Annotated in this window: 26 protein-coding genes and 1 pseudogene; 17 read left to right on the top strand and 10 right to left on the bottom strand. The window is 41.9% G+C overall.

Features of this window, described 5'->3' with window-relative positions; genetic code table 11:
- The first annotated feature begins 425 nt into the window (after positions 1-425).
- From ACJMKR_RS07160 to lpxK, 3 genes are read left to right on the top strand one after another with little or no spacing between them, the layout of a single operon-like run.
- Positions 426-2,072, top strand: coding sequence for a DNA internalization-related competence protein ComEC/Rec2 (locus tag ACJMKR_RS07160; protein ID WP_423062475.1), 1,647 nt, complete (start codon positions 426-428; stop codon positions 2,070-2,072).
- Positions 2,035-3,798, top strand: a complete 1,764-nt coding sequence (gene msbA / locus ACJMKR_RS07155) for a lipid A export permease/ATP-binding protein MsbA (protein ID WP_423062474.1) — start codon at positions 2,035-2,037, stop codon at positions 3,796-3,798. Before ACJMKR_RS07160 ends, msbA begins: the two co-directional genes overlap by 38 nt.
- The gene (lpxK, locus tag ACJMKR_RS07150) at positions 3,798-4,790 is read left to right on the top strand and encodes a tetraacyldisaccharide 4'-kinase (protein WP_423062473.1); all 993 of its coding nucleotides are present in this window, start codon (positions 3,798-3,800) and stop codon (positions 4,788-4,790) included. The genes msbA and lpxK overlap by 1 nt, the downstream gene beginning before the upstream one ends.
- A gap of 25 nt (positions 4,791-4,815) precedes the next feature.
- Here lpxK and ACJMKR_RS07145 read toward each other — a convergent pair whose 3' ends face one another.
- Positions 4,816-6,444: an NAD+ synthase gene (locus ACJMKR_RS07145; protein WP_423062472.1), complete on the bottom strand. Its 1,629-nt coding sequence runs from the start codon at positions 6,442-6,444 to the stop codon at positions 4,816-4,818.
- Between the two features lie 12 nt (positions 6,445-6,456).
- Positions 6,457-6,828 (bottom strand): Mth938-like domain-containing protein, encoded by a 372-nt coding sequence (locus ACJMKR_RS07140; RefSeq protein WP_423062471.1) that lies wholly within the window; start codon positions 6,826-6,828, stop codon positions 6,457-6,459.
- A 299-nt stretch (positions 6,829-7,127) separates the two neighbouring features.
- On the opposite strand from ACJMKR_RS07140, the gene ACJMKR_RS07135 reads away from it, so the two are divergent.
- From ACJMKR_RS07135 to ACJMKR_RS07110, 6 genes are all read left to right on the top strand, one after another.
- Positions 7,128-8,057 carry an Rpn family recombination-promoting nuclease/putative transposase gene (locus tag ACJMKR_RS07135; protein ID WP_423062470.1) on the top strand — a complete coding sequence of 310 codons (930 nt, stop codon included), beginning with the start codon at positions 7,128-7,130 and terminating at the stop codon, positions 8,055-8,057.
- Positions 8,058-8,218: 161 nt separating this feature from the next.
- A complete protein-coding gene (gene rpsF / locus ACJMKR_RS07130) occupies positions 8,219-8,608 on the top strand; it encodes a 30S ribosomal protein S6 (protein ID WP_423062469.1) in 390 nt (129 codons plus the stop codon).
- Between the two features lie 27 nt (positions 8,609-8,635).
- Entirely contained in the window at positions 8,636-8,863 is a 228-nt protein-coding gene (gene rpsR / locus ACJMKR_RS07125) for a 30S ribosomal protein S18 (RefSeq protein ID WP_423062468.1), read from the top strand.
- Positions 8,863-9,759 carry a hypothetical protein gene (locus tag ACJMKR_RS07120; protein ID WP_423062467.1) on the top strand — a complete coding sequence of 299 codons (897 nt, stop codon included), beginning with the start codon at positions 8,863-8,865 and terminating at the stop codon, positions 9,757-9,759. The genes rpsR and ACJMKR_RS07120 overlap by 1 nt, the downstream gene beginning before the upstream one ends.
- Positions 9,760-9,785: 26 nt before the next feature.
- Positions 9,786-10,232, top strand: a complete 447-nt coding sequence (gene rplI / locus ACJMKR_RS07115; protein WP_423064211.1) for a 50S ribosomal protein L9 — start codon at positions 9,786-9,788, stop codon at positions 10,230-10,232.
- Positions 10,233-10,847: an HAD family hydrolase gene (locus ACJMKR_RS07110; protein WP_423062466.1), complete on the top strand. Its 615-nt coding sequence runs from the start codon at positions 10,233-10,235 to the stop codon at positions 10,845-10,847.
- Positions 10,848-10,853: 6 nt separating this feature from the next.
- Here ACJMKR_RS07110 and ACJMKR_RS07105 read toward each other — a convergent pair whose 3' ends face one another.
- Positions 10,854-11,192 carry a GFA family protein gene (locus ACJMKR_RS07105; protein ID WP_423062465.1) on the bottom strand — a complete coding sequence of 113 codons (339 nt, stop codon included), beginning with the start codon at positions 11,190-11,192 and terminating at the stop codon, positions 10,854-10,856.
- Between the two features lie 230 nt (positions 11,193-11,422).
- Between ACJMKR_RS07105 and ACJMKR_RS07100 the strand changes: the two genes are divergently transcribed.
- A complete protein-coding gene (locus tag ACJMKR_RS07100; RefSeq protein WP_423062352.1) occupies positions 11,423-12,961 on the top strand; it encodes a transposase in 1,539 nt (512 codons plus the stop codon).
- A gap of 89 nt (positions 12,962-13,050) precedes the next feature.
- Here ACJMKR_RS07100 and ACJMKR_RS07095 read toward each other — a convergent pair whose 3' ends face one another.
- Positions 13,051-13,479 (bottom strand): acyl-CoA thioesterase, encoded by a 429-nt coding sequence (locus ACJMKR_RS07095; RefSeq protein WP_423062464.1) that lies wholly within the window; start codon positions 13,477-13,479, stop codon positions 13,051-13,053.
- Between the two features lie 87 nt (positions 13,480-13,566).
- On the opposite strand from ACJMKR_RS07095, the gene ACJMKR_RS07090 reads away from it, so the two are divergent.
- Positions 13,567-14,052 (top strand): FAD-dependent oxidoreductase, encoded by a 486-nt coding sequence (locus ACJMKR_RS07090; RefSeq protein ID WP_423062463.1) that lies wholly within the window; start codon positions 13,567-13,569, stop codon positions 14,050-14,052.
- Here ACJMKR_RS07090 and ACJMKR_RS07085 read toward each other — a convergent pair whose 3' ends face one another.
- From ACJMKR_RS07085 to ACJMKR_RS07075, 3 genes are all read right to left on the bottom strand, one after another.
- Entirely contained in the window at positions 14,053-15,789 is a 1,737-nt protein-coding gene (locus ACJMKR_RS07085; RefSeq protein ID WP_423062462.1) for a carbamoyltransferase C-terminal domain-containing protein, read from the bottom strand.
- A gap of 62 nt (positions 15,790-15,851) precedes the next feature.
- Positions 15,852-17,168, bottom strand: a complete 1,317-nt coding sequence (locus ACJMKR_RS07080) for a hypothetical protein (protein WP_423062461.1) — start codon at positions 17,166-17,168, stop codon at positions 15,852-15,854.
- 78 nt (positions 17,169-17,246) lie between these two features.
- Entirely contained in the window at positions 17,247-18,248 is a 1,002-nt protein-coding gene (locus ACJMKR_RS07075) for a SagB/ThcOx family dehydrogenase (RefSeq protein WP_423062460.1), read from the bottom strand.
- Positions 18,249-18,698: 450 nt separating this feature from the next.
- Between ACJMKR_RS07075 and ACJMKR_RS07070 the strand changes: the two genes are divergently transcribed.
- The 6 genes and pseudogenes from ACJMKR_RS07070 to ACJMKR_RS07045 all read left to right on the top strand — a co-directional run bounded on the left by ACJMKR_RS07070 (position 18,699) and on the right by ACJMKR_RS07045 (position 24,308).
- Complete coding sequence (locus tag ACJMKR_RS07070) at positions 18,699-19,955, top strand: ATP-grasp domain-containing protein (protein ID WP_423062459.1); 1,257 nt, start codon at positions 18,699-18,701, stop codon at positions 19,953-19,955.
- Positions 19,956-20,248: 293 nt separating this feature from the next.
- Positions 20,249-20,383 carry a hypothetical protein gene (locus ACJMKR_RS07065; RefSeq protein WP_423062458.1) on the top strand — a complete coding sequence of 45 codons (135 nt, stop codon included), beginning with the start codon at positions 20,249-20,251 and terminating at the stop codon, positions 20,381-20,383.
- 221 nt (positions 20,384-20,604) lie between these two features.
- Positions 20,605-22,068, top strand: a complete 1,464-nt coding sequence (locus tag ACJMKR_RS07060; protein WP_423062457.1) for a transposase — start codon at positions 20,605-20,607, stop codon at positions 22,066-22,068.
- 93 nt (positions 22,069-22,161) lie between these two features.
- A pseudogene (locus ACJMKR_RS07055) lies at positions 22,162-23,280 on the top strand (IS481 family transposase).
- Between the two features lie 199 nt (positions 23,281-23,479).
- The gene (locus ACJMKR_RS07050; protein WP_423062456.1) at positions 23,480-23,938 is read left to right on the top strand and encodes an HPP family protein; all 459 of its coding nucleotides are present in this window, start codon (positions 23,480-23,482) and stop codon (positions 23,936-23,938) included.
- Between the two features lie 169 nt (positions 23,939-24,107).
- Positions 24,108-24,308: a hypothetical protein gene (locus ACJMKR_RS07045; RefSeq protein ID WP_423062455.1), complete on the top strand. Its 201-nt coding sequence runs from the start codon at positions 24,108-24,110 to the stop codon at positions 24,306-24,308.
- A gap of 54 nt (positions 24,309-24,362) precedes the next feature.
- Here ACJMKR_RS07045 and ACJMKR_RS07040 read toward each other — a convergent pair whose 3' ends face one another.
- The 3 genes from ACJMKR_RS07040 to ACJMKR_RS07030 form a co-directional block, all read right to left on the bottom strand.
- Entirely contained in the window at positions 24,363-24,680 is a 318-nt protein-coding gene (locus tag ACJMKR_RS07040; protein WP_423062454.1) for a chaperone modulator CbpM, read from the bottom strand.
- Positions 24,681-25,643: a DnaJ C-terminal domain-containing protein gene (locus ACJMKR_RS07035; protein WP_423062453.1), complete on the bottom strand. Its 963-nt coding sequence runs from the start codon at positions 25,641-25,643 to the stop codon at positions 24,681-24,683.
- A 149-nt stretch (positions 25,644-25,792) separates the two neighbouring features.
- Positions 25,793-26,470 (bottom strand): outer membrane protein, encoded by a 678-nt coding sequence (locus tag ACJMKR_RS07030; RefSeq protein ID WP_423062452.1) that lies wholly within the window; start codon positions 26,468-26,470, stop codon positions 25,793-25,795.
- Positions 26,471-26,916 lie beyond the last annotated feature (446 nt).

Raw genomic sequence — 26,916 nt, 5'->3', positions numbered from 1 at the left:
TTCGCGCAACGGGCAGTGTAGTGAGTAAAAAACCACAGCATTTATTGCATCGTAATGCTTGGCGTTTTCCGATCAATCATGTGCGTCAACAAATACAATCAATCATTCAGCAAAGTGTCGTTCATGTGCCGCTCGATGCGCGCCATGGAGAGCGAAGCGAAGGCGCGTATTCCGCGGTAGGCTCGGATTTTTTGCCGAGCGTAAGCGACTGCAAAAAATCTTTACGAGCCGTCAAGTCATTTGAGAGCCCGTGCGTAGTCGAGCCGTGAGGTCGCGGAGCGCGGGCGACGAGGACGTCCGCGGCTATTTAAGTTGTCGCGTATTGCGAGTCGATTATTGACAGGGATGGCAATAATCTATCACGCGCATCGCGACACGCTTGAGCAGCCATACTAAATACGTTGACGACAGGCTCAAGAAGTTTGATGAGCGCTTCGCAATGGCGCGTGTTTCAGAATACCGGTACGAGTCATTTAATGGCAATTTCGGGATTACACGTCGGATTAATTGCAGGGATAATTTATTATGTGGCGAGCTTTTTATGGCGCTGCTTTCCAAGGCTTTTATTGCGAATACCAGCACCGCGAGCGGCTGCAATTATATCGTTGATGGCAGCGATTATTTACGGATTGTTAGCAGGATTTTCACTGCCTACGCAGCGTGCTGTGATTATGATTGCGGCGTTGATGCTAGGGTCGCTCTTTTTTCAATCGGTACCAGTGTGGCGACGTTTATTACTTGCTTTTTTTATTATTGTGCTGTGGCACCCATTCGCCTTATGGTCAGCGAGTTTTTGGTTAAGCTTTGGTGCGGTGAGTTGGATTGGATACGGTATGGGGGGGCGAGTAAGAACGGTGCGTGGTTTAAAGGCAACGGTGCGTTTACAGTTTATTATTTTTATTGGCTTGCTCGCGCTGACGCTGTATTTTTTTCAACAAGTTTCTTTGGTGGCGTTGATTGCGAATACCATTGCTATTCCGTGGGTGGGCATGGTGATTGTGCCACTGTGTTTTTTAGCGACGATAGTAAGTATTTTCTCTGTGTATTTGGCGCATAGTTTATTTTGGTTTGGGGCTCAGCTATTAACACCGTTGTGGTGGTGGCTGGAATGGTTGGCAAGCTGGCCACATGCCGTTTGGCATTATGCCATTTCGCCGGCATGGTTATTCATTCCCTTTATGGTGTCGTCTTTATTATTGTTGGCGCCATCCGGTTGGCCAGGTCGTTGGTTAGGCGTTGTTTGGGCATTGCCGCTATTTTTCTGGAAGATGCCAACCCCACCGCCAAATGCGATTTGGCTGACGCTGTTGGATGTCGGGCAGGGGTTATCGGCGCTCGTGCAAACCGCACATCATGTGTTGCTCTATGATGCGGGACCACGTTCTTATGGTGGGTTCGATGGAGGGCAGAGTGTCGTTGTGCCTTATCTGGAAACTCGCCATATCAATCACATTAACGTGATGATGATCAGTCACGGCGATAATGATCATATTGGTGGCGCAAAGGCTGTTTTGGCTCGGATTCACGTGGATCGGGTGCTGACGAGTGTCCCTTGGAGGTTTGCTGCACGAGCAGCGCATTGTCAGGCTGGGCAGCAGTGGCGTTGGGATGGGGTTACCTTTCAAGTCTTATCACCGCCGCCGGGTGAGGCCTACGAGGACAATAACAGCTCCTGTGTGCTGAAGATTTCGAGTCAGAAGGGCGCTATTTTACTGACGGGCGACATCGAGAAACCGCGGGAACGCTGGCTGTTGCAGCAAGGTTACGGGCTGCGTGCCGATGTTGTTGTAGCACCACACCATGGCAGTATCACCTCGTCGACAGCCGGTTTTGTGAGGGCTGTCAGGCCAGAAGTGGTATTATTTCCTGTTGGTTACTATAACCGTTATAATTTTCCGAGCCAGCGGGTGGTGGCGAGATATAGCGCCGTTGGTGCTCGGATGTTTACCTCGGGACGGGATGGCGCCATCATGGTGCATATCGATCCGTATGGTAAAATCCATGTCTCAACGATGAATGAAACGGGAATCTTGCATGACAACATTAGGCCGAAAAGGCATAGACACGTATAAGCGCTTGCTCAGCGCTACTCTAAAATATTGGCCTATTTTTTTATTGGGAATCTTGGCTACTTTAGTTTTGTCATTAATCGATGCAGGTTTTGCCTGGTTGGTCAAACCGATTATCGATAAGGGTTTTATCAGTCGCAATACACATTTTATCCGTTGGTTGCCACCGATCGTTTTAATTGTTTTTGTGTTTCGAGGAGTGGTAGGTTTCTCGTCAAACTATTTTATTTATCATGTTGCGCGCTATGTTGTTATGGATTTTCGCCGTGCGATCTTTTGTCATTTATTAAAATTACCTGCCCGTTTTTACGATCGACATAATTCAGGTCATTTGCTGTCAACGATTATCTATAATGTGGAGCAAGTGGCGGAAGCAAGTTCTGATGCACTGGTTACTGTATTGCGCCAAGGCTCTTTGGTGATTGGATTAATTGGCGTTATGTTTGTGGTAAGTTGGCAATTGGCGCTGTTATTTTTAATTATTTCGCCGATTATTGCTTGGGTGGTGAAGAAGGTTAGTGTGCGATTGAGGCGTCTCAGCAGTAACGTGCAAAAATCTATGGGTGAGGTGACCCACGTTGCTAAGGAGGGAATCGATGCTTACAAAGTCATACGGTTGTATGGGGGTCAAGACTATGAAAATCAGAAATTCCATCAAGCGACAAAATCCAATCGTCAGCGTGAATTAAAAGTTATCGTGACAAACAGTATTGGTACTTCTTTAGTCCAGTTGTTGATTGCTGTGCCGATTGCCGTCGTTTTATTTTTTGCAACACAACCATCGTTGGGTGTTTCAGCGGGCAGTTTTGCAGCAGTTGCCTCTGCAATGATTATGTTGTTAAGTCCGATGCGCCGATTAACACTGATGAATAGTTATATTCAAAAAGGTATTGCCGGAGCAGAGAGCATTTTTGATTTGTTGGACGAAGATGTTGAAAAAGATAAGGGCACGATGCCATTAACCCGTGTTAAAGGAAAAATTGAATATCGTCATGTCAGTTTTAACTATGAGCGATCACAACGCACTATTTTAAGTGATGTTAGTTTTACGGTAGAACCCGGCAAAACGATTGCCATTGTGGGGCGTTCTGGTAGTGGTAAAACGACCTTAATTAATTTATTACCCCGATTTTATGAAATAAGCACGGGTGATATTGCGATTGATGGCATTAATATTCAGGATTGCCGCTTGCAGGATTTGCGTAATCAATTTGCGTTGGTGTCTCAACACACCGCCTTATTTAACGATACCATTGCGCGCAATATTGCTTATGCGCAAGCCGATGCTGATCCAAAAGCTGTGCTTGCTGCAGCAGAGGCGGCACATGCAATGGAATTTATTAATCAAATGCCTGATGGTATGAACACCGTGGTGGGCGAGGATGGTGTGTTGCTTTCGGGCGGTCAGCGGCAACGTATTGCCATTGCACGAGCACTTTTTAAAAATGCGCCGATATTAATTTTAGATGAAGCTACATCATCGTTGGATACGCATGCGGAGCGTCATATTCAATCAGCGCTTGAGAATTTAATGCAACAACGCACAACCTTAGTGATTGCCCATCGGTTATCGACCATTGAAAATGCTGACTCAATTATCGTCATGGAAAAAGGCAAAATTGTTGAATTAGGAACGCATGCAACATTATTAGCACATGGAGGTGCTTACGCAGAATTACATCGCATGCAATTTAGTGAGCAGTTGGTTGAGAATAAGGTAACTCAGTAATGCGTTGGTTGAATCAGCAATGGTATTGTGAAAAAAGTTTTTTCGGTTATTGCCTTAGTCCGCTATCCTGGCTTTATCGAATTATTATCTCAGTGCGACGTTTTTTATATCGCTGTGGGTTAAAAAAAGTGTTTCGTTTTCCTGTGCCGATCATTGTAGTGGGTAACATCACTCTGGGTGGGACGGGAAAAACTCCATTAGTGTCGTGGCTTGCAGATTGGTTGCGTTTGCAAGGTTTTAAGCCGGGTATTGTGAGCCGTGGTTATGGTGGAAAAGCAGTGACATGGCCGCAAACTGTGACGGAAAATAGTGATCCACAGTTAGTAGGTGATGAGGCTGTGTTACTTGCACAACATGCGCATTGCCCAATGGTGGTCGATCCTAATCGCGTTGCAGCCGTCAATAAATTATTAAATAATTATGATTGCGATGTCATTATTAGCGATGACGGTTTGCAGCATTATGCGTTGGGTCGTGATATCGAAATTGCAGTAATCGATGGCGCTCGCCGATTTGGTAATGGTTTTTGTTTGCCGGCTGGGCCCTTGCGCGAACCCATTAAACGGTTAAAGTCGGTGGATTTTATTATTGCCAATGGAAAAGGTAGTGACAACGAATACACAATGCGTTTTCATCCTGGCGTTATTTATAATATTAAAAATCCGAAGCTATCTTTAAATATTGCGTCGTTGAATAATAATACTGTGCATGCTGTTGCGGCTATTGGGCATCCGCAACGATTTTTTAAGCAATTAAAAACGATGGGATTTAATGTTGTTCCGCATGAGTTTCCCGATCATTATTCGTATCGTCCCGCTGATTTTAATTTTGGCGATGATGCGACGATTATCATGACGGCAAAAGATGCTGTGAAATGTCGGTCGTTTGCGAATGATCGCTATTGGTGTTTGCCTGTTCATGTCCAAATGGATGAGCATTTTGAAGCAGCATTGCGAGCGAGTCTTCTTCAATTGCTTGGGTCGCGAACTTGAAGTTACTGTTTTTCGGGAGGCGTCCTTAGTAATCTTTTGTAAAGCCCGAAGTAATAGGATAGCGGCGGTCTTTGCCAAAAGCACGTTGCGTAATGCGAATGCCGACGGGAGCTTGACGGCGTTTGTATTCATTCCGATTAACCATTTTAATGACTTTTTTAACGACTTTTAGATCGAAGCCAGCATCAGCGATCGTGTAGGGATCTTCATCTTTTGCAATATAGCGTTCTAATATTTCATCCAAAATATGATAGGGTGGTAATGTGTCTTGATCTTTTTGATTTTCGGCTAACTCTGCAGATGGGGGTTTCTCTAAGACGCGGTCGGGAATAACGGGCGAGAGCGTGTTTCGATATTTACAAAGACGATAGACCATCGTTTTATAAACATCTTTTAATACACCAAAGCCACCTGCCATATCGCCGTATAAGGTCGTGTAGCCCACGGCAATTTCACTTTTATTCCCAGTCGTTAACACGATAGCGCCTTTTTTATTGGAGACGGACATCAACAGTATGCCCCGGATGCGTGCTTGTAAATTTTCTTCGGTGACATCTTTGGGCAACCCTGAAAATTCGGCTGCCAGTGAATTTAAAAAAGCCTCAAAAACAGGTTCTATTTCTATAATGGAATAATGCACCTTGAGTGTATCGGCTTCAGCAATGGCATCTTCCATGCTTATCTCTGAGGTATGGCGAGAAGGCATTAATAATACGGATACGTTATCAGCGCCGATTGCATCTACTGCGATAGCTAAAGTGAGTGCTGAGTCAACACCGCCGGATAACCCAATAATAGCGCCGGGAAAGCCATTTTTTTGAATGTAATCGCGCACGCCTAATACTAAAATTTTATAAATTTTTTCTTCATCGAGTGGTTCGGCTGGAGAGGCATGTTTTGTTAAAATATCGAAATTGTGTTCCAAATCAAATTCGATCGTCATTAAATTTTCTTCGAAATAGGGTGCTTGTTGTGCTAGCTTGCCATGTTGATCGAAGACCATTGATCCACCGTCGAACACTAACTCATCTTGCCCGCCGATTAAATTCAGGTAAATAATGGGAACGTTTGTTTTTGTGGCTTGCAGGGTGAGTAAATCACGACGCGCATGAGCTTTATCTTGTGCAAAGGGAGATGCATTGATGCAAGCGATAATTTCTGCGCCTGCTTGTATGGATTGATGAATGGGTTCGTCATGCCACAAATCTTCACAAATAATGATGCCGACATTGACCCCTTTTATTTTAATCACACACGGCTCATGTCCTGCCTCAAAGTAACGTTTTTCATCAAATACAGTGTAATTGGGTAATTCTTGTTTGGCATAGCTTGTGATAACTTCACCATTTTGAATGATGGCTGCTTTATTATAGCGTTTTCCTTCTATTTGGTCAGGATAACCAACGATAAGTGTGCCGTGTTTTACATTTTCGGCAATTTTTTTAAGGGCATTGTGAACGCGTCTGTATAGGCCAGGTCGTAATAATAAATCTTCTGGCGGGTAACTTGTGATGGCCAATTCAGGAAACATGATTAAATCTGCTTTGCTATCGTGATAGGCTTTTTTAGCAGACTCGATAATGCGATCAGCGTTGCCTTCGATATCACCGACAAGTAAGTCAATTTGTGCTGCTACGACAGTGAGTTTTTTCATGTCGGTTTCCCGTTATTTAATTAAAAGTGCTGCGACTACCTTTCGTCCTTCGGACATTAATGCTGCATAAGTGCGGCAGGCTGCTCCAGTGTCCATGCATTCTACACCTAATTTTCGTTGATACAACGACGCAATTTGTTTGGGTGGCGGCATTTTGAATATAACACCAGTACCCAACAGGACGATCTCAGGCTTTATTTCTAAGATGGGTTTAAGGTGTTCGTCTTGCAGTTCATCCAATGACTGGGGCGTCCAATCCACAATGAGCGCATAAGGGCTGACGATCACACTCTTATTATAGACGGTATCATTTACTGTGACCGCACCAGGTTCGTAGGCTCGGATGTGATAATCACCAATGCCGGTATCTTCAGTTAAAATCATAGGGTTAGATTCCTCTTTCCTCAAAGCGGAAATAAGCAGTATTTATTATTAATCATAGCATGAATTTTCCGTGTTGCTTATGGGCGGCTCTAGAAATCGTTTAAAACCGTAAAACATTTTATTGATTTCCATTGCAGCAAAGAGAAGGGGTCTGTGTTTTCAGGCGTTTATGCTTCTAAAAACAATTTCAAGGGCTGCCCTCAAGTCTAGTTATTGCCAATCCCGGTATTGAGTTGATAGTGAATTAAGACAATAGTAATCATTCTGTCGCTATATTTCCTGGATATGGAGGGTTATTTTTGGTAGTCAAAATTCACAATCCTCACGATCATTATTTTCGTAAAGTGATGTCGGATAAACGTGTTGCTATGGAGTTTTTTGAACATTACTTGCCTAAGTCCGTTCTTGAAATAGTAGATCTAAAGTCACTAAAGCTGCAGAAAAGCAGTTTTATCGATGAAAGTTTGCAAGCATCCATGGCAGACATGTTGTATACCGTGAATTTTCGTGAGAGAAGTGGGTATTTGTATATTCTTGTTGAGCATCAACGTAAACCGGATAAATCCATGTCTTATCGGTTATTACGATATCAGCTTCGCATTATAGATTTGCATCTTAAAGGAAAGAGCAGTTTTTGTTTGCCGGTAATTGTGCCCATCGTATTTTATAATGGTAGTAAACCCTATTTCTATTCAACAAATTTGTTCGATTTATTTGGAGAACAAAAGTATTTGGCTAAACAAATGTTTTTGGAACCATTTACGTTAATTGATCTTACTGAAGTGTCAGATGATGAATTAAAAGCAATGCAGTGGATGGGTGTTATGGGTTTAGTGCAGAAAAATATTGGGACGCGAGATTTTATGAGTTTCTTGAAAGATTTTCTGCCTACGCTTAAAAAATTAGAAAAGGCTGGTGGTCAAGAATACTTAAGTAATACGCTTACTTATTTATTTCAGGGCGATATTGAAGATTTAGAGAAAGCTGTTACACTAATTCAAAGTGAATTATCTTCCAAATTAGGAGATGAAGTCATGACATTAGCTGAAAGATTAGAGCAAAAAGGTTTTGCGCGAGGCGAAAAGGTTGGATTTGAAAGTGGTGAAAGGGCTGGATTTGAAAAAGGGAAACAAGTCATTGCTCAGCATATGCTACAGCAAAATATTGAGTATGCATTAATAGCAGAAATCACGGGATTAACTTTAGATCAAATTAAGGCGCTAGTCTAGTTTTCTCTATTAAATCAATAGAATAGCCAATAACTCGGTGTGCTTATTTATGGGCTCAGTTATTTGCCTTCTGTCCTCAGATTGGCTAGAATAGCCTACTTTTAACTCCTTGCTCCACCAGACAAAATGCTGGGGGGGCTGCTAAACCGATAGGGGCTTTTATGCGACATTATGAGATCGTATTTCTTGTGCATCCTGACCAAAGTGGCCAGGTTCCTTCCATGATTGAGCGTTATGAATCCACGATTAGCCAAGGTGGGGGTAAGATCCACCGTTTGGAAGATTGGGGTCGACGTCAATTAGCATATTCTATTAATAAAGTTCATAAAGCACATTATGTATTGATGAATATAGAATGCGATAAGGCTGTTATTGATGAGCTTGAAAACGCCTTTCGTTATAACGATGCAGTGTTACGCAACTTAATATTAAAGCGCAATCATGCCGTTACAAAACCTTCACCAATGATGAAAGGTGCAGACAAAGGCAAACCGCAGCGCAAAGAAAAAGCGCAAACACCTGAAACGAGTGAAGTGGCTCAAGACAGTTAACCCTATATAATAACGAGGTATTTAAGAATGGCAGCTTATTTTCGAAGAAAAAAATTCTGTGCGTTTACTGCAAAAGGCATTGAAGCAATCGATTATAAAGATCTTGACACATTGAAAGATTACATCATGGAATCGGGTCGAATCGTTCCGAGTCGAATCACAGGAACCAATGCAAAATATCAACGTCAACTGTCATCAGCGATTAAATTGGCGCGTTATTTGGCACTCATTCCTTACTGCGATACACATAAGTAATGAAGAAACTGGGCGAATATTTACTGGCAAATAATATGCGCGCCGCTATTGTGGCGTTTTTATGCACGTTATTGCCGTTGATTGCGCTACCGGGTGGTTTTATTGCAGCGATTATCGTGGGTCTAGTAACCATAAGCAAAGGATCAAAAGCCGGATTATTTGTATTAGCTTTCGTAGCATTACCAGCAATCAGTCTGCTGGTGTTGCGTCAGTTTGAATATGGTTTATTTGATATTTTGTTGGCGCGTTGTATTTTAGTGTGGATATTTGCTTTGATATTGCGTCGTTGGAATTCATGGACACTTGTGTTGGAAATAATGGCCGTAGTGGGTGTCGTTGCAGTCATAATAGTGCATTTATTCGTGCCTGATATTAAACAAATTTGGACGACTGCGTTAACGCATTATTATAAAGAATTTGCATTGTCAGGTCTTTTGCAACTTACACCGGAAAAGACAGCGAGTTTTATCAATCACGTGGTGCCGTTTGCAACTGGTAGCGCGGCGTTTTTGTTGTTTTTTGGTATTTTTGTTCAATTGTTATTGGCAAGGTGGTGGCAGTCGGTAATTTTTTTACCGGGCAGTTTTCGACAAGAATTTATTACAATTCGTGTCGATCGCATTGCAGCTGTTATTTTAATTGCCGCAACAGTTGGTATTTGCTGGCAACCGTCTTGGCTGATCGATTTATATCCAGTCTTGTTGTTGCCATTTATGGTGGCTGGACTAAGCATCGTCCATCGTATAACGGCTAACCGTAAGGAAATGATTTTCTTGGTTGCTACGATGTACATCGCATTAGTCATTTTGAATTTTATAGTAATTGCATTGTTGGCGTTGGTGGGTTTGATTGATAGCTGGGCTAATTTCCGCAAGCAACAACGTCAACTGGCATAAAACGGATAATGAATGAGGGCATTATTATGAGAGTGATATTACAAGAGAAAGTAACAAACCTAGGTAACATTGGGGATCAGGTAATAGTTAAACCGGGTTACGGGCGTAATTATTTGATTCCTTATGGTAAAGCTGTGCCGGCAACACCGGAAGCTATTGCCGAGTTTGAAAAGCATCGTGCAGAATTAGAAAAAGCAGCTGCTGAATCATTAGCAAAAGCTCAAAAGCGTGCTGAAAAACTTGCAGCACTATCAGTGACGATCACGGCCAATGCGGGCGAAGAAGGTAAGCTGTTTGGATCAGTAAGCTCGCGTGATATTGCAGAGGCAATTACTGCAGCAGGTGTAGAGATTGAAAAACGCGAAGTGGACTTGCCTGAAGGGCCGATGCGTGTCGTTGGTGAGCATGAAGTTGATGTTCAATTACATAGCGATGTAAAAACAACGGTCAAAGTTGTCATCAAGGCAGAGTAATTGGCTAAAGTTAAGAATATTATTTTCGATTTAGGTGGCGTGATTATTAATGTCGACGCCTCCTATACAATGGCGGCTTTTTCTAAACTGGGCATCGCTAACCCTCATGAAATCTTTACGCTGGAAAAGCAAACTCAACTGTGCGACAAGCTAGAAGTCGGGGAAATTACGCCTGAAAATTTTATTCGCGAATTATTAAAATTAACATCGAATGCTGCTTCTTATGAAGACATTCTCGACGCCTGGAATGCGATGCTTTTAGATATTCCAGCTCACCGTATCGATCTACTTAAACAGCTTGGCAAAAAATATAATATATTTTTGTTAAGCAACACCAATCCAATACATATGCAGTACATTAATAATTTGATGTCGAAAACTTACGACTTCACTTTCGAAGACCTATTGATTAAGACATATTATTCCTTTGAGGTAGGCCTTCGCAAAGCGGACCCTAGAATTTTTCAACATATTTTAGATGAGAACCATCTCAGCGCTGCGGAAACGTTATTGATTGATGATCTTGAAAGCAATATCCTTGTAGCCAAAGATCTTGGTATTCAAACATTGCATGTTGAGCAAAATCGCTTTGATGGAAAAGGGTTGCTTGACTAAAGGTAGCTACTTTTTGTGCCAGTCCTCGATGGAAATACCGGAATATTCCTCGAACTGTAAATCGTTTTTCCCACTTGGAATATGTGCCCAAGCTACAGCATAATTTATCATGTTTGAAATGATTTGGGGTGGTTTAGGTAACGGTGTGTCAATCGCTGAAGCGAAAGGATAAATCCACTCAGGCCAATTGGGATCAGAAATCCATAAGCAACTGCCACAGCGCTTGCAAAAATGTCGATGACCACTGCTCTTATACATTTCTTGTGTGTCTTCATCTTCAATCATCGCCTGGTAAACGGTAATATTTTTTTTGCCATGAATCTTTAATGTGTCGGCTTGCGCCATGATGTTAATACCGTAGCCGCCACCACCGCCGGTTTTTCGGCAGATGGAGCAATAACATCGATTGAAGGGATAAGGTGTATAAGACTCTGCTTCAAAAGAAACTGCCTGACAATGACTTGGACTTTGGATAAATTTATAAAAATAATTAAAAATTGCTTGACATAGAAACCGAAAAAAAATTTTACGTTGTAAACAACGTTTGTTCGAAAAAATAAAATAAGGAACAAACGATGTTAGCGACAGAAAAACTAAAACAATTCCGTACATTCCTCTACAACATCTTCCCCGCGCGACGCGATGCCAATATGAATTTACTCGATGCCCTTTCAAGCCATGGCCATCGCTGCAAAACACCCATAGAATTATGTGAATCGCCATACTTTGAACGTGAATACAGTAGTATTACCGATGCGATTAGCGATGGTTTGTCGGTAGCAAATTGTTGGGATAGCATGATGAAAATACAATATGAACATGTGAGTCATAGCGATGACCGTGTGATCATTATTGCGGATACGACACCACAGTCGCGTCAAAGTGCACACTGTGTTGAAGATCGCCATGTGGTTTACAGCCCTAATCCAGCACCGGGTAACAAACCGATTACCATTGGACATGAATATTCAACGGTATCACTATTGCCCAATGATGGTGCAGCTCAAGAAAAGCATTGGTTAGTTCCACTGGATACGAGGCGCGTTAAAAGCGATGAAAAAGGCAATGTAGTTGGGATGCAGCAAATTAACCGTTGTATTGCAGACTTAGCGCTTACTCATAAATTGGTGGTTAGCGTGGCTGATTCAAAATATGGTACAGAAGCTTGCCGTAAACTGGTTAGCGAAAATCCCAATTGGGTACATCTTTTCCGTTTTAACAGTACCCGTAATGTTTTCGCGCCCGCATCAATAGAAGATAATACCTCAGGAAGTATAAAACGCTATGGTGATGCGATGAAACTAAACGACAGCACGACTCACCGTGAATCCGATGAGATTGTGCAGCAACCCATTACAACCCGCAGTGGCAAAACTTACCAATTGGAGATTAAAATATGGCGTGACCAATTACTGCGTGGTTCAAAGCAATTTAAAGGATATGAGCATCCTGTTACTGTTGTGCAATTGGTTGCGGTTGATGCTAACGGTAAATCTTTATATAAAAATCCACTCTGGTTAGGACTCGCTGGTGAACGACGTAATGAAATCACAGCATTAGAAGCGTATCACTATTACGATAGACGCTATGACATTGAACACTACTTTCGTTTTGGTAAAGACAAACTGTTATTTGACCGATACCAAACACCGGATGTTAAGCACGAAGAAGATTGGTGGCGGATGACAGCATTAGCGTATACGCAACTTTATCTAGCGAGGAATCTTGCCCCGATTTTACCGAAAAAATGGGAGCGGTATTTGCCGAGCTTCCAAGTGGATAACGAAAAACCATCAATAACTGCGACCCCTTCACAAACGCAACGGGGTTTTTCTACGGTGCTTGATACCGTTGGCACGCCTGCTAATCTCTGCAAACCACGCGGTAATCCGCAAGGCAGAACCAAAGGTGATACGCAGGGGAAACGCACGCGACATCCTGCTATTTTCAAAAATAGCAACTCAAAAATTAAAACGATTCAGAGGACTGAAGAAAAGACGCAAAACTCAGACCCTGAAAAAATAGAGGATTTGATTGGGATAGTAAAATCATGGTTGGATAAAATAAATTTTACACCTGAGCAATTCTACGAATTGCTGCAAAAAACAGCTTAAGATTTAGAAACTCACATTTTTTGATTATTGTCCTAACTGGCAAGGGATTTTATTTATCCAAAGTCCAAAATGACAAGAGCCTTGAATTTTCATGTGTCCCTCCTTTTATATTTGTCAGCAGGCAGCTTATTTTTGAGTAAATCGGGAATATAGGATTTACCCGTTTTGCGATCCACACAAGCAATGTGCACTAATGCCTTTGCTGCCAACTTATCGTTTTCCTTGAATCTGATTTCTTGTTTGAAATAAACTCTTTTGTCGTTATAACTACTCAACTCGGCTGTAACATAAAACTCATTTCTCGCCCGTAAAGAAGACAAATAGCGAATATCGATTCCAGCTACAACCAGCGTATAACCAGCATGATGGCACTCGATGAAATCGATACCTAAGGCTCGCACGGAATCATTGCGAGATTGTTCAAGATAATTGATAAAAGTCGCGTTGTTTACGATTCCAAGGCTATCTAACTCATAATCGCGGACTTTTGACTCCCATACGAATTTACTTTTAGTCATTGTTTCCCTCCAATTGAATTATCGCATTTCCTATGCCATATTTGCCACAATTGAAATTCTTTTTCCACCACAGCAAGGTATAAACCCATGCAAACTGACGTGATTGTGATCGGTGCTGGTGTCAGCGGATTGGCGGCTGCAAAAAGAGTGATGGACGTTGGTAAAGATGTATTACTACTGGAGGCTCGAAATCGTATCGGTGGACGGATTCACACCCATAGACAATTTGGTGTGTCCGTAGATCTCGGTGCTAGCTGGGCTCACAATATTCAACATAATGTGCTCGCGCAAGATACGACATTCAAACTCCAATTGCTACCGTTTAGAAATTTATTGTCACAGTTGGAAGAGCATGCTGTATATAATCGAGTCGGCCCTTTCTCTCAAGGGGCTTACGCTTATTTACCATACAAAGTTGAAGATGATTGTTTTGATTTATTGGCAGAACCAGTCAACAACTGCTTATTTTTTGTAGGTGAAGCAACGCATCGTGAATTTTATGCTACAGTTCATGGCGCCTACGAAACAGGGGTTCGTGCTGCAGAAGAGGCATTGCAGGCATTAAAAAAATAGTCATTTTTGCTGCTGTTGTTTTGTAATCAAAGTGTCTTCAATAATCAAGTATTCCAGGTTTGAATTGAGTAACACATGAATAGCTTCTTCCGTTCCTGTGACAATGGGATGTCCATGTAAGTTGAACGATGTATTGAGCACAACAGAGCGACCGGTCAATGCCTTAAAGTGAGTTAAAATATCATGAAAATCAGGATAGAGCTCACGGTTCACGATTTGAGCACGAGCAGTTTTATCGGCTCGGTGTATCGCAGCCAACATGTCATGATGGCGTTCTGTGGTTTCAAAAGAAAACATCATATAGGGGGAGCCCTGACGTAGAGCGTTGGGTATACGCAAATATTCCCCCACATCTTCTGCAAGAATGGCGGGCGCAAATGGCATCCAGAAATCGCGTTGTTTGATCATGAAATTGATCTTGTCGATGACCTCAGGATTTTTGGGATCAGCTAGCAATGAGCGATTGCCAAGCGCTCTTGCACCAAACTCCATAGGGCCAGCACAACGCGCGACAATTTCGCCTTTAGCGAGTAGGTCAGCGATGGTTTGGTTGGGATTATCCAATTGCTCAAAGCGACATTCATTTTTATATTTTGACTTAGCAGACTCGAGGTCGAAGCTGGGGTTAGGGCCGGTGGCGTACGACTGCAGCAAGGGTAATGAAATTGTGTCGTTGGTGTTTTGAGCATACGTATAAAAGGCAGCACCAAAAGCATTTGATTCATCGCCACAAGAAGGGAAGACGTTGACGGAGTTAACTTCATCCAACTCAGCAATGCGTTGATTTAATTTAACATTCATAAAAACACCGCCGGAGAGCAAAAGATCGTGAATTCCGGTGGATTGAATAGCATTCTTCACCCATTGCAGAACGAGAGTTTCAGTTGCTTGTTGCAAACCTGATGCAATGGAGTCAAAACGCATGTAGCGCAAATCATCTCTTAATTTTGTACCAATCCATGTCGTTTTTTCAGGCGTTGATCGTTTAAAGACGAGGCCATTATGCTCATCTAAAGAGAGATACTTTAATATAACGTCGTGGGAGGCTTTCCCAAACTGGCTTGGAACGTAGGGGGCAAGGCCCATCAATTTGTATTCATGCTCGTGTGGCTTTAAGCCGAGCAAATAGGTGATTAACGAATAAATATTGCCGATAGAGTTACCGCTCGGTGTGCTTGCAACTTGGCGCAAACGTCCCTTTTCCCCCAGGTAGATCGTGGCGCATTCTTTATCGCCTCCGCCATCCAAGGTGAGCACTAAGTAAGGTCGTTCATAGGCTTTCGCTAATCCATAGTAAGCGGCGGCTGCGTGACAGAGATGATGTCTAACATGTTGAAATTTCGTATTTTTCAAATCAACAGATGAAAGTATTGCTTTGATTTCGGCAATTCGTGCGTCTTCACTGGCTGTGGGTTTTGTCAAACGGGATTTAATGCGCTGAAGGATTGACGGTCGTGTGTTTGGCAGCACGCTAGTATTTTCAAACCGTTGGTGATAGCGCTTGAGTAAATCTTCGTATTGAACTACAGTGCCCGCTTCGTCACATAATGCAATATAATCAAGGGATTGTATTATATCGTTGTAATGGGTTTCTATGTATTTCAGGCTTTCGATCGGTAAGCCGCCTTGATTTTTCTTACGCGTCAGCCGCTCTTCTTGTAGGGCAAAAACAACTTTTCCGTCTTGTACCAGGCAAATAGAGGCGCCTACGTTGGAATTAATTCCGAGTATATTCATCTGTGTAGCTCAATAATTAAATAGAGCCTTGCATTATAGTGGATTTGGGCAGCCAGTCAAAATTAAGTTCGAGCTATTCGCACACACCCGCGGATAAAAGTGCCATTGGCCGAAAACTCCATTGAGGAGGCTTCGCATAAGGTGCTAGACAGTCTAGGGTCATCGGATACCATTTCATCTGTTAAAAGAATCTCACTATGCTTATCGGGTTTGCTATGGAAATATTCATATTCAACCAGCCTAGGGATCGCCTCTAGAATTGTATTATCAAATGGTAATACCTTCTCGCTGATTTCTTCGATGAAGATATCCAATATATATTTCAGTTCACGTAAGTCATGTAACGTGCTAGAAAGCTTTCTGGATCGGGGTGAAAAGCTGATTGTGGTCGGGAATTGCAACGAATAATAAACAGGGGAAGCATTTTCATCCTGAATATTAAAATGGATGGGATGCATTATTGTAGGCGCATATCTTTTTAAACCATAACTGGATAGGTAGGCCTGTTGAATTAATTCAATGGGTCCAAATGTGTTGTCCATAGCGGGTGTAAAACCTGGGGTCGCTCCTAGGGTTACAGACAATAGATGTTGTACGGTGTCCAGTAAGTAAGGGTTCGGTTTTAAGTTGCGACTTGCTTGCGTACAAGAAAGTGCAAATTGGTAAAATATTTGGTTTCTTTCATAGCCAGAGGTGACCCAGGCATTTTCAAGAAGATATAAATAGAGTTCATGCCACATCAAATCCGTTTTGGCTTTTTCTATCCATTTGCCAGGAATCAATAATAACTCAACTTGCCAGTCTGATCGTTCGTGTTTTGCAATGGTTTTGAATATTTCCCATTGATTGTTTAGATTTTTAGGTGGTTGCTGACAGACATTAAAATCTCGCTTCAAATTTTTGTGCAGCATAGTGTCACCGATATTAGGCAACATAAAGATACTTCTAGCGCCAGCGGTGATATTGAAAATTTTTACTGGATGAAATGTAGGGTGTGGGTCAAGCTGCTTCCATAAAGCAAAAATTGATCCGGGTATGGTCGTAATAATCGGTAAAGTAAAATGAGATGTGGTGACAAAAACTTCATAAGAATTTTTTAATACAGTGCCTACCGGAATCCCATTTTCAGCATATTCTAAATCTGATCGTAAAATCTCATCCACATTAGAGCTATTGATTGGGACAAGATCGCCGTTTTCAAGAGGAATATAAAAGAGCCCATGATTGACGATGGTAGCTCCGAAAGGGTAAGAAGCTTTGTATAGAGGGAAGGTGTCATCAGGAGCCAGCCTGTCAATGATTTTTGCAAGACTCGGATTGACAGATTTAACATCCTGTCTGACATCTTGCCACGTTATCTTTACGATCCTTCCTTTCATATGAGTGTCCTAAAAATTTTTTAGCAAAAATAATATTTTTAAGCATAGGTCGGTGCTTGTGATGGGATTGTTGTATTTTCATTGTTGATAAAATACATCCGGTATTGTTTGGCCTGATCCATGCCCAGCACCTACATACAAAATCACGCTCTCTGTATCTTGATCAAGGGAAAGCAGATCTTCTATGGCACTGTCTTCAAACGCGCCCGTGATCCAAGTATCAAGTCCGAGTGCTGTTGCTGCCAATAAAAATGTTTGAGAAATATGTCCGACGTCTAGTAGCATAATTCGATAAGATCGAGAATGTTTATATTTCCACCAATATTTGTCCAACCTGACAGTAATATAAATCCCGAAAGCCATGCCTTTCGAATAAAATTGTTTTTTATTCAATTGTATTATCTGATTTTCAAGATTACCTAGTTTGACTAAGTTTAATTTGTGATCTTGGGGTCGATAGTAGTATATACCGGGATCTAGTCCAGTGACGTTGTATGCAATTAAGTAAGCTTCTTCTGCATGTAATCCACCACTCGATGGGCTGGATTTCCTTACGCCCGTAATTTTTAAATTTGAGTGGTTTGAAGTTTCCCATTCACCATGGATTAAACCAAAGGTAGCGTAGAGTAAATGACTTACTTGTTTTAATGAGACAGGTTCGCCATTAAACGATCGAGAAGTTTTTCTTGCTTTGATGACGGAAGAAAGAGATACATTTAATTCAGAGAGTGCTGGCGTAGGCAAATCGATTATTAGTGTGTTTTTTTCTTGAAAAAAATCGGGTGTGTCTTGAGCAATAACGTTGCATTCATTCATATAGTTTTTAGCATAACGGCGTGGGTCATCATCGAAATCATCACAAGGAGCGTCTTTAGTGCCAATATGAAATAAGCGAGATAAGATATCCCAACCCCATTTCTGATACTGATTTTGATATGGAACGATAACTCCTGCGTTTTTCAGTTCATTAAGTCGATCGTCGTCATGAGGTGCGCTTTCGTTTTCTAATTTAAGCAGTTCTAGAAAGCAATGCTCGTCTATTAAAAATTGTTCATGAGTGATCGTATCCCATAGAAGCACGCTCTGATCTTCTATTAAAAAAAGACGTTAGGAGAAATTGTGTATTCCATTGTGCTAAAAAATCATTACGTAGTTTATCGATTTGTAAATGCAGGGCATCTTAACGAGACGTATGATTCTCTAATTTCTTTGTTCACTTTAATCATGTTAGTCCTCACGTTGTTTGTGGATGAATTTCATTGATTAGAATGCTATGGTAATCTTTTCTTGTTTTTATTTCAAAGTGAAAAATATACTTATTTTTTAATGCTTCCAAGTATTGGTTTGAGTCGCGCGAAAATTACCCTTAAGGGCATTTTTAGAAATTGTTTTAAAATCATAAAATGCTTTATTGATTTGAATTGCTTGGCTTGCGAGCTTGGGGTTACCGTTTTTCGGGAATCGATCTAAGTATTTTTTAAATCATGGCTTCTTGGTATAATAGTAAAATGTGAGGCTATAAAATAAAACATGAAGCCAGACAACCCAAATATTTTGTTAATCGAACCAAGTTTTTCATGTCTGGATCTACTGCCAGCCGCTAAACGACTTGGTTGTCGTATATTTGTTTTTTCGGCGAATAGCGCTGATCGTTATATCCCCAATGCTTATCGTAGTTATATTGATGAATTATTTATTGTAGACACAAATAATATCGAGCAAGTTTTAACAAAAGCGCAAGAATTAAATGAACACTATCTGTTTAAAGCGGTTATTCCGGGATCAGAATACCACGTGGTTGTTGCAGCTTATGTAGCAGAGCAATTAAAGTTGCCAGGCAATCCGGTAAAAACGGTAAACGCATTGCGTGAAAAACATTTTATGCGCGAATGCCTTAAGAATACTTCCGTCAGAATGCCAGCATATTCTATTGTAAATTCAAAAAATGATTTAATTATGGCTGCCGAACAAGTAGGTTTTCCTGCCGTTATCAAACCTGTGGCAATGGCAGGAAGTCTTGGCGTCAAACTGGTCAATAATAGGATTGAGCTGGAAGAAGCCTATCAAGAAATGACAGTCAGTGATATCGCTGAAATGGAGCGCGGTGTTGGTAGCGTGGCTTTGCTAGAGGAATATATTCGCGGAAAGGAATACAGCGTTGAGGGCTGTATATCCGATGCTGGAGTTACCGTGATTTCTATTACAGAAAAATTTTTAGGCCCTGAGCCTCATTTTGTAGAAATGGGGCATATCGTAGAGGCTAACCTAAAAAATAAAGATAGGATACGGATCATCGATTTTGTTCAGCGCGTTCTAACTGAATTGAAATTGTGCATAGGCGTGTTTCATCTTGAATTGATTATGGACAGTGAAGGTCCTGTGCTTATTGAGATTGCTGGAAGGTTACCTGGGGATCACATTTGCGATTTAATAAAATTAGCGAAGGGTATTGATCTTGCCGAAGTGATGGTTCAGTCTCACCTTAATACCCCTATTAATTTGACCCTAAAAATTAATGGATACGCGGGAATTTGCTATTTTTCAATAAACGAAGCGTCTTATGAAAGCATTGAAGGCTTGGATGAAGTCCGTACACTGCCCGGTATGTATGAGCAAAAGCAAATTGTGCCTCCTAATCAACGAATAGATCATCCCGAGACGTTTCATGGTCGCATCGCGTATGTTATTTTCAATGTCAGTACTTATGATGTTGTTCGAGAGTCAATGAGCCTAGCTCAGAGAGCGGTGAAAATAAGATCGGGATTTTTACCTTCAGGGCATCTCTAGGAATCTATTTTTAGCTAGTTAAATAGCTTTCAATCACGATAAGTAAGCAATTGAAATCGATGAAATGTTTTGTGATTATTTGTATATTTTTTTATCTCAAAAAAAACACGGTATCTTTTTTTTCTATAAATAATACCATTCTAATATTGTGTTTAATGTGGTTTGATGTGCACCTAAAATTGGACTTTGGATAAATTTATAAAAATAATTAAAAATTGCTTGACATAGAAACCGAAAAAAAATTTTACGTTGTAAACAACGTTTGTTCGAAAAAATAAAATAAGGAACAAACGATGTTAGCGACAGAAAAACTAAAACAATTCCGTACATTCGATGCGAGCCATGGAGAGGCGAAGCCGATGGCGAGTATTCCGCGGCAGCCGCCGATTTTTGACAGAGCGGAGTGCCGAAGGAACGGAGTTCCGTAGGCAGCGTAGCGAGTGGCAAAAATCTGTAGGCGGCGTCGAGTCATCTGGAGACAGTGCGCAGTCGGCCGCGAGGTCGCGGAGCGCTGTCGACGGGGACGTCTGCGGCTATTTAGGTTGTCGCGTATTGCGAGTCGATTATTGACAGGGATGCCAATAATCTATCACGAGCATCGCGACACACTTCCCTCTACAACATCTTCCCCGCGCGACGCGATGCCAATATGAATTTACTCGATGCCCTTTCAAGCCATGGCCATCGCTGCAAAACACCCATAGAATTATGTGAATCGCCATACTTTGAACGTGAATACAGTAGTATTACCGATGCGATTAGCGATGGTTTGTCGGTAGCAAATTGTTGGGATAGCATGATGAAAATACAATATGAACATGTGAGTCATAGCGATGACCGTGTGATCATTATTGCGGATACGACACCACAGTCGCGTCAAAGTGCACACTGTGTTGAAGATCGCCATGTGGTTTACAGCCCTAATCCAGCACCGGGTAACAAACCGATTACCATTGGACATGAATATTCAACGGTATCACTATTGCCCAATGATGGTGCAGCTCAAGAAAAGCATTGGTTAGTTCCACTGGATACGAGGCGCGTTAAAAGCGATGAAAAAGGCAATGTAGTTGGGATGCAGCAAATTAACCGTTGTATTGCAGACTTAGCGCTTACTCATAAATTGGTGGTTAGCGTGGCTGATTCAAAATATGGTACAGAAGCTTGCCGTAAACTGGTTAGCGAAAATCCCAATTGGGTACATCTTTTCCGTTTTAACAGTACCCGTAATGTTTTCGCGCCCGCATCAATAGAAGATAATACCTCAGGAAGTATAAAACGCTATGGTGATGCGATGAAACTAAACGACAGCACGACTCACCGTGAATCCGATGAGATTGTGCAGCAACCCATTACAACCCGCAGTGGCAAAACTTACCAATTGGAGATTAAAATATGGCGTGACCAATTACTGCGTGGTTCAAAGCAATTTAAAGGATATGAGCATCCTGTTACTGTTGTGCAATTGGTTGCGGTTGATGCTAACGGTAAATCTTTATATAAAAATCCACTCTGGTTAGGACTCGCTGGTGAACGACGTAATGAAATCACAGCATTAGAAGCGTATCACTATTACGATAGACGCTATGACATTGAACACTACTTTCGTTTTGGTAAAGACAAACTGTTATTTGACCGATACCAAACACCGGATGTTAAGCACGAAGAAGATTGGTGGCGGATGACAGCATTAGCGTATACGCAACTTTATCTAGCGAGGAATCTTGCCCCGATTTTACCGAAAAAATGGGAGCGGTATTTGCCGAGCTTCCAAGTGGATAACGAAAAACCATCAATAACTGCGACCCCTTCACAAACGCAACGGGGTTTTTCTACGGTGCTTGATACCGTTGGCACGCCTGCTAATCTCTGCAAACCACGCGGTAATCCGCAAGGCAGAACCAAAGGTGATACGCAGGGGAAACGCACGCGACATCCTGCTATTTTCAAAAATAGCAACTCAAAAATTAAAACGATTCAGAGGACTGAAGAAAAGACGCAAAACTCAGACCCTGAAAAAATAGAGGATTTGATTGGGATAGTAAAATCATGGTTGGATAAAATAAATTTTACACCTGAGAAATTCTACGAATTGCTGCAAAAAACAGCTTAAGATGTAAACCTTCAGACTTGATCTGACACTCCTGATCAGTTAGAGTAAAATTTAATTGACCAACCTTAAACAACCAACACGAGGAGTGTCATTATGACCAGTGTATCCGAAAAGATTATCAAACCCAAATTAGGTTTACTAGAGCTGTCTAAACAATTGGGAAATGTTTCACAAGCCTGCAAGGTTATGGGTTATTCACGCGACAGTTTTTACCGTTTCAAAACACTTTATGAAAATGGTGGCGAAGAAGCACTCCATGATATGAGTAAGAAGAAACCGAATGAAAAAAATAGAGTGCCGTTACATGTAGAAGAAGCGGTAATTGCTTTGGCTATTGAAAACCCAGCGTTAGGTCAGGCACGTGCGGCCAATGAATTACTGGCGCGAGGCATTATCGTATCGAGCAGCGGAGTTCGTTCGGTGTGGCTACGTAATGATCTAGAGACTTTTAAGAAGCGACTAAAAGCGCTTGAAGCGAAATCGGCGCAAGACGGTATGTTATTAACGGAAGAACAATGACAAGCATTAGAAAAATCAAAACGAGAAAAAGAAGCGCACGGCGAGATTGAAACAGAACACCCAGGTTATTTAGGTTCTCAGGATACGTATTATGTTGGCACGATGAAGGGCGTTGGCCGTATTTATGAGCAGACTTTTGTCGATACCTATAGCAGAATCGCTTTTGCGAAGTTATACACGGAGAAAACAGCGATGACGGCAGCTCATTTATTAAATGAACGTGTATTGCCATGGTTTAATGAGCAAGGTATCCGATTGCTGCGTATGCTCACGGATCGCGGGACGGAATATTGTGGAAAAATTGAGAACCACGCCTATCAACTTTATTTAGCAGTTGAAGACATTGACCATTCGAAAACACGCGCACGTTCTCCGCAGACCAATGGTATTTGTGAACGTTTTCATAAAACGATTAAACAAGAATTTTATGATGTTGCTTTTCGAAAAAAAATATATCGTTCCCTAGAAGAATTACAACAAGACGTTGATGCGTGGATCAAAACATATAATGAGGTCAGGCCCCATTCCGGCGAGCGTTGTTATGGAAAAACACCCATGCAAACTTTTCTTGATGCAAAGCATTTGGCACAAGAAAAAGAATTAGATAAACTATGTAAAACTATTCCAAGCGTGTCGGCAGATGAATTGAATAAGGCGCACAGTAATCACGACACGCAACTGGTAGAGGAGTAATTAGAATCCGATCTATCGGACAGAAAATATGTCCGATAAATCTCAACTGTCAGATCAAGTCGAGAGTTCTACACTTAAGATTTAGAAACTCACATTTTTTGATTATTGTCCTAACTGGCAAGGGATTTTATTTATCCAAAGTCCAAATCATAGGTATGTACTGCATTTACTGATTCAAGCGTGTGCTGCTCTTGTCTTTATGTGGCTGGTCTTATTTACCCTCGATCATGTCGCCACTTCGCAAATTATCTGGGCCGCTGGTGCGAGCACCTTAGCGTCAAGCTCTTATATCGTTTTTTGTGCACCCAAGTCTGTTGTGGCTAAACCACAAAAAGTCATCGGCGCTTATATCATTGCTATGTTTTGTGGTGAGGCCATGCGTTTTTTTGCTAATTTAGTGTGTCAGGGTATATCGAGTTGCCATGCAGGGGGGTTAGTCTATCTACATGTTTTCGAGGTTGCCGCTGCATTTTCCGTCGGCATTGCATTTTTATTAATGGTTTTACTAAAATCAGAGCATCCACCCGCAGCGGGGTTGGCGGTGGTTATGGTGTTAGATATTCGAAATTTTGGAGCTCTCGCAGTTATATTGGGGGGCGCTATAGTTTTGTCAGTTATTCGCTTTATTTTTCGACGCATGTTGTGTGATTTAATTTGAGATTTCCGGCGTTGCTCGTTTTTCACGGGAAATCACCCGCAAATGGCGCTCCGTATCCCGAGGGCACATAGTCTTGAATTTCAATTGCTTGCCAGTACGAGAAAGAGTCCGTCGCCCTAAAACACGGACCCTTTCTCTTTGCCGCAATTGAAATGCTGTTCGATAATGGATGACTCAACACAACCTCGTCATCCCGGAAATTTTGCATCAGGATATGCAAAATTATCCGGGATCCAAACCGTTACCAGGGATGGAAAAAATCACGCATCATCCCAAACAATGTCACTCCGAGCGAAGCGAGGAGTCTCGTGAGCGCAGCAAGTACTGCAGTTTTGAAATTTCTCGCGTTGCTCAAAATGACGAGCAGTAAGCTCCTTCACAACGGACACTCCAAAATGCAGCCGGGTGTGGCGTTACTGAGTATTTACATTTCTTCAAATTTTTCGAGTATACGAATGCGAGTTTGTAGGTCTTCGATTTTTTCTAGCAAATCTAGGGCCAACGCGATGCCTTCTAAATTAATTTCGAGATCACGATAAAAATTGGCAGCGACTTTAGCGCGCTTAAGATCGGTGTCATCGAATTGCCAGTCTTCGGGGGAGTGTCCCGATGGATGAATTAAATGTTGCTCAACCATCTCGATGACTAAATCATCACGCAACCCAACAGCTTGGCATAATTCTTCGAAGCTCAATGGCTTTGAGCGTTCTATAATTACTCCTTTTATAACCGTTACTTTCATTTACTTCCTCGCAAACAATTCTTGCCGTGGATCAAATTGCATTTCTTTAGCCATTTGTTCGTAGAGTTGTTTTTGTTGGTCATTTTGGGGTTCAGGAATATAAATCTTTAATGACACGTATTGATCGCCAGCAGTTTTGCCGGGCAGGCCGCGACCTTTTAAACGCATTTTCTTTCCCGTTTGTGATCCAGGAGGAATTTTTAACTCGACAGGTCCAGCTAGAGTAGGTACTTCAATTTTTGCACCGAGTGCTGCCTCCCAGGGTGTTACAGGCAAGTTTAAATAAATATCTTTGCCTTGCACGGTATAAAGTGAGTGTGTTTGTAAGTCGATTTCTAAATATAAATCACCATTTGGACCGCCACCCATTCCAGGAGACCCTTGCCCCGCCAAACGAATTTGTTGGCCTTGGGTCACACCGGCTGGTATTTTGATTTTCAAGGTGCGTGTTTTATAAGTGACTTGTCCGGTGCGGGGATCCAATTGCGGTTCTTGTAAATTTAATACTCGAGTTGAGCCGTTAAAAGCTTCTTCCAGCGTAATAATGATTTTTGTGTGTTGATCTTGGCCGCGTTGTTTGAATTGAGCACCGCGTGCGTGTCGAGCACCACCGCCGCGTGCAAATCCACCGAATAACGATTCAAAGAAGTCGCTAAAATCACCTTGAGAAAATTCTTGATATTCTGCACCATCGCCACGCTGATGAAATTCCCAACCGGGTGGGGGTTGGAAACCTTGGCCTTGCTTCCAGTTGGCGCCCATTTGATCATAGGCTTTACGCTTTTCGGGATCTTTTAAAACCTCATAAGCTTCTTTAACTTGTTTGAATTTTTCTTCAGCATCTTTTTCTTCGCTGACATCGGGATGATATTTGCGCGCCAAGCGACGATAACTTTTTTTAATTTCTTCTGGTGTGGCATCGCGAGAGACGCCGAGCATTTTATAGTAATCTTGATATTCCATGCGTTTAGTTTAGAACAAAAGGACTGGCATGAAAATACAGTAGTTTAAATGAATTTCAATGGCTGACGTATCGCGATGGTACTTACGCCCGTAAAACAGTAACCCCAATCACTATGTCACAATTGAAATTCTTTTCCCATCAGATGCTTCTAAAAATCAAACTCAACGCCAGCGAGTCCAGCTACATAATTAGCGTGGCCCCCGTCGGTAAAGCCATCAGTTTCCAAACGAAGCGCAATGTTTTGGGTAAGGGCGAACCGCAGGCCAAGCCCCCCCGCAATACCAACGCTTGAGTTATTTTGTTTGTCGGCAGTGATTGGAGTTTTGTCTGTGAGCGCAAGACTACGTTTGATGTTGGCGTAACCCAAACCCAGTTTTCCGAATAACGCCACACTGTTACCAATGATATTAAAGCTCGCAATGCTTTCTAATGTTGCAGACCAAGCAGTTGTTTCTTGCGTGCCGGTTGTGTTAACACCGTTGAGGGAAGTGGCAACACTGGATTTTACTTTGCTGAAGTTAGTAAAACCAAGCTCAAAGCCTACTGCCGTGATTGAATCTGGATTGATTAAATAATCGCCGACAGCCAAATGTTGAGTGAAAACACCCGACATTTTTTGGTTTGGTCTAGCATAAATTACGCCATCTGATGATACTGAAGATAAGTTTTTCAGTTTATTATTAGTCACATAACCCAAACCAGCTTCACCCACAACATAGAAGCCATTAGGTGCATAAACTGGCCATCCATCAGCGTAAGCATTCGTAAAAATAGGGGTTAGTGTGCAAGCAGCGAGAGTGAGCGGTAATATTTTTTTGAGATTCATTTTCCCTCTCCAGACAATAAGTTATTAAATATTTATCATCCGTAACGAGAAAATCCTAATCGATGAACGATACTAGCATAAGAAGCTTAAGAAAAAATTAAACACGCTGAGCATGCAAAATGTTAAAATTTGAACAACCCCTTACCATAAAGTAAGGGGTTGTGGTATGAGGGAAGGATCTCGTGACTACAGCAGAGTGCTGCATACTTGAGAGTCTCGGCATTGTTCGGAATGACAAGCAGTAAATTTCCTCGCAACTGATGCTTCGAAGTAGAGTCGGGTGTGTAGTTACTACTCAAATTCAATCATGAGATACTAACAAGCTATCGATGCGCGCCATGGAGAGCGAAGCGAAGGCGCGTATTCCGCGGTAGGCTCGGATTTTTTGCCGAGCGTAAGCGACTGCAAAAAATCTTTACGAGCCGTCAAGTCATTTGAGAGCCCGT

This window comes from Candidiatus Paracoxiella cheracis, from assembly GCF_049348705.1.
Classification (GTDB): domain Bacteria; phylum Pseudomonadota; class Gammaproteobacteria; order Coxiellales; family Coxiellaceae; genus Paracoxiella; species Paracoxiella cheracis.
Note: the sequence above shows the minus strand (reverse complement) of the source record. Positions and strands in the feature narration are given on the sequence as shown.

Bases quoted from the DNA above. Each gene is read 5' to 3' on its own strand.
- ACJMKR_RS07040 (WP_423062454.1), bottom strand. From the start codon at position 24,680: ATGAAAGTAACGGTTATAAAAGGAGTAATTATAGAACGCTCAAAGCCA.
- ACJMKR_RS07160 (WP_423062475.1), top strand. From the start codon at position 426: ATGAGCGCTTCGCAATGGCGCGTGTTTCAGAATACCGGTACGAGTCAT.
- rplI (WP_423064211.1), top strand. From the start codon at position 9,786: ATGAGAGTGATATTACAAGAGAAAGTAACAAACCTAGGTAACATTGGG.
- ACJMKR_RS07085 (WP_423062462.1), bottom strand. From the start codon at position 15,789: ATGAATATACTCGGAATTAATTCCAACGTAGGCGCCTCTATTTGCCTG.
- ACJMKR_RS07105 (WP_423062465.1), bottom strand. From the start codon at position 11,192: ATGGCGCAAGCCGACACATTAAAGATTCATGGCAAAAAAAATATTACC.
- ACJMKR_RS07145 (WP_423062472.1), bottom strand. From the start codon at position 6,444: ATGAAAAAACTCACTGTCGTAGCAGCACAAATTGACTTACTTGTCGGT.
- ACJMKR_RS07030 (WP_423062452.1), bottom strand. From the start codon at position 26,470: ATGAATCTCAAAAAAATATTACCGCTCACTCTCGCTGCTTGCACACTA.
- ACJMKR_RS07045 (WP_423062455.1), top strand. From the start codon at position 24,108: ATGACTCAACACAACCTCGTCATCCCGGAAATTTTGCATCAGGATATG.
- ACJMKR_RS07090 (WP_423062463.1), top strand. From the start codon at position 13,567: ATGCAAACTGACGTGATTGTGATCGGTGCTGGTGTCAGCGGATTGGCG.
- lpxK (WP_423062473.1), top strand. From the start codon at position 3,798: ATGCGTTGGTTGAATCAGCAATGGTATTGTGAAAAAAGTTTTTTCGGT.
- ACJMKR_RS07050 (WP_423062456.1), top strand. From the start codon at position 23,480: ATGTGGCTGGTCTTATTTACCCTCGATCATGTCGCCACTTCGCAAATT.
- ACJMKR_RS07100 (WP_423062352.1), top strand. From the start codon at position 11,423: ATGTTAGCGACAGAAAAACTAAAACAATTCCGTACATTCCTCTACAAC.
- ACJMKR_RS07120 (WP_423062467.1), top strand. From the start codon at position 8,863: ATGAAGAAACTGGGCGAATATTTACTGGCAAATAATATGCGCGCCGCT.
- msbA (WP_423062474.1), top strand. From the start codon at position 2,035: ATGACAACATTAGGCCGAAAAGGCATAGACACGTATAAGCGCTTGCTC.
- ACJMKR_RS07140 (WP_423062471.1), bottom strand. From the start codon at position 6,828: ATGATTTTAACTGAAGATACCGGCATTGGTGATTATCACATCCGAGCC.
- ACJMKR_RS07080 (WP_423062461.1), bottom strand. From the start codon at position 17,168: ATGAAAGGAAGGATCGTAAAGATAACGTGGCAAGATGTCAGACAGGAT.
- rpsR (WP_423062468.1), top strand. From the start codon at position 8,636: ATGGCAGCTTATTTTCGAAGAAAAAAATTCTGTGCGTTTACTGCAAAA.
- ACJMKR_RS07095 (WP_423062464.1), bottom strand. From the start codon at position 13,479: ATGACTAAAAGTAAATTCGTATGGGAGTCAAAAGTCCGCGATTATGAG.
- ACJMKR_RS07035 (WP_423062453.1), bottom strand. From the start codon at position 25,643: ATGGAATATCAAGATTACTATAAAATGCTCGGCGTCTCTCGCGATGCC.
- rpsF (WP_423062469.1), top strand. From the start codon at position 8,219: ATGCGACATTATGAGATCGTATTTCTTGTGCATCCTGACCAAAGTGGC.
- ACJMKR_RS07060 (WP_423062457.1), top strand. From the start codon at position 20,605: ATGAATTTACTCGATGCCCTTTCAAGCCATGGCCATCGCTGCAAAACA.
- ACJMKR_RS07065 (WP_423062458.1), top strand. From the start codon at position 20,249: ATGTTAGCGACAGAAAAACTAAAACAATTCCGTACATTCGATGCGAGC.
- ACJMKR_RS07070 (WP_423062459.1), top strand. From the start codon at position 18,699: ATGAAGCCAGACAACCCAAATATTTTGTTAATCGAACCAAGTTTTTCA.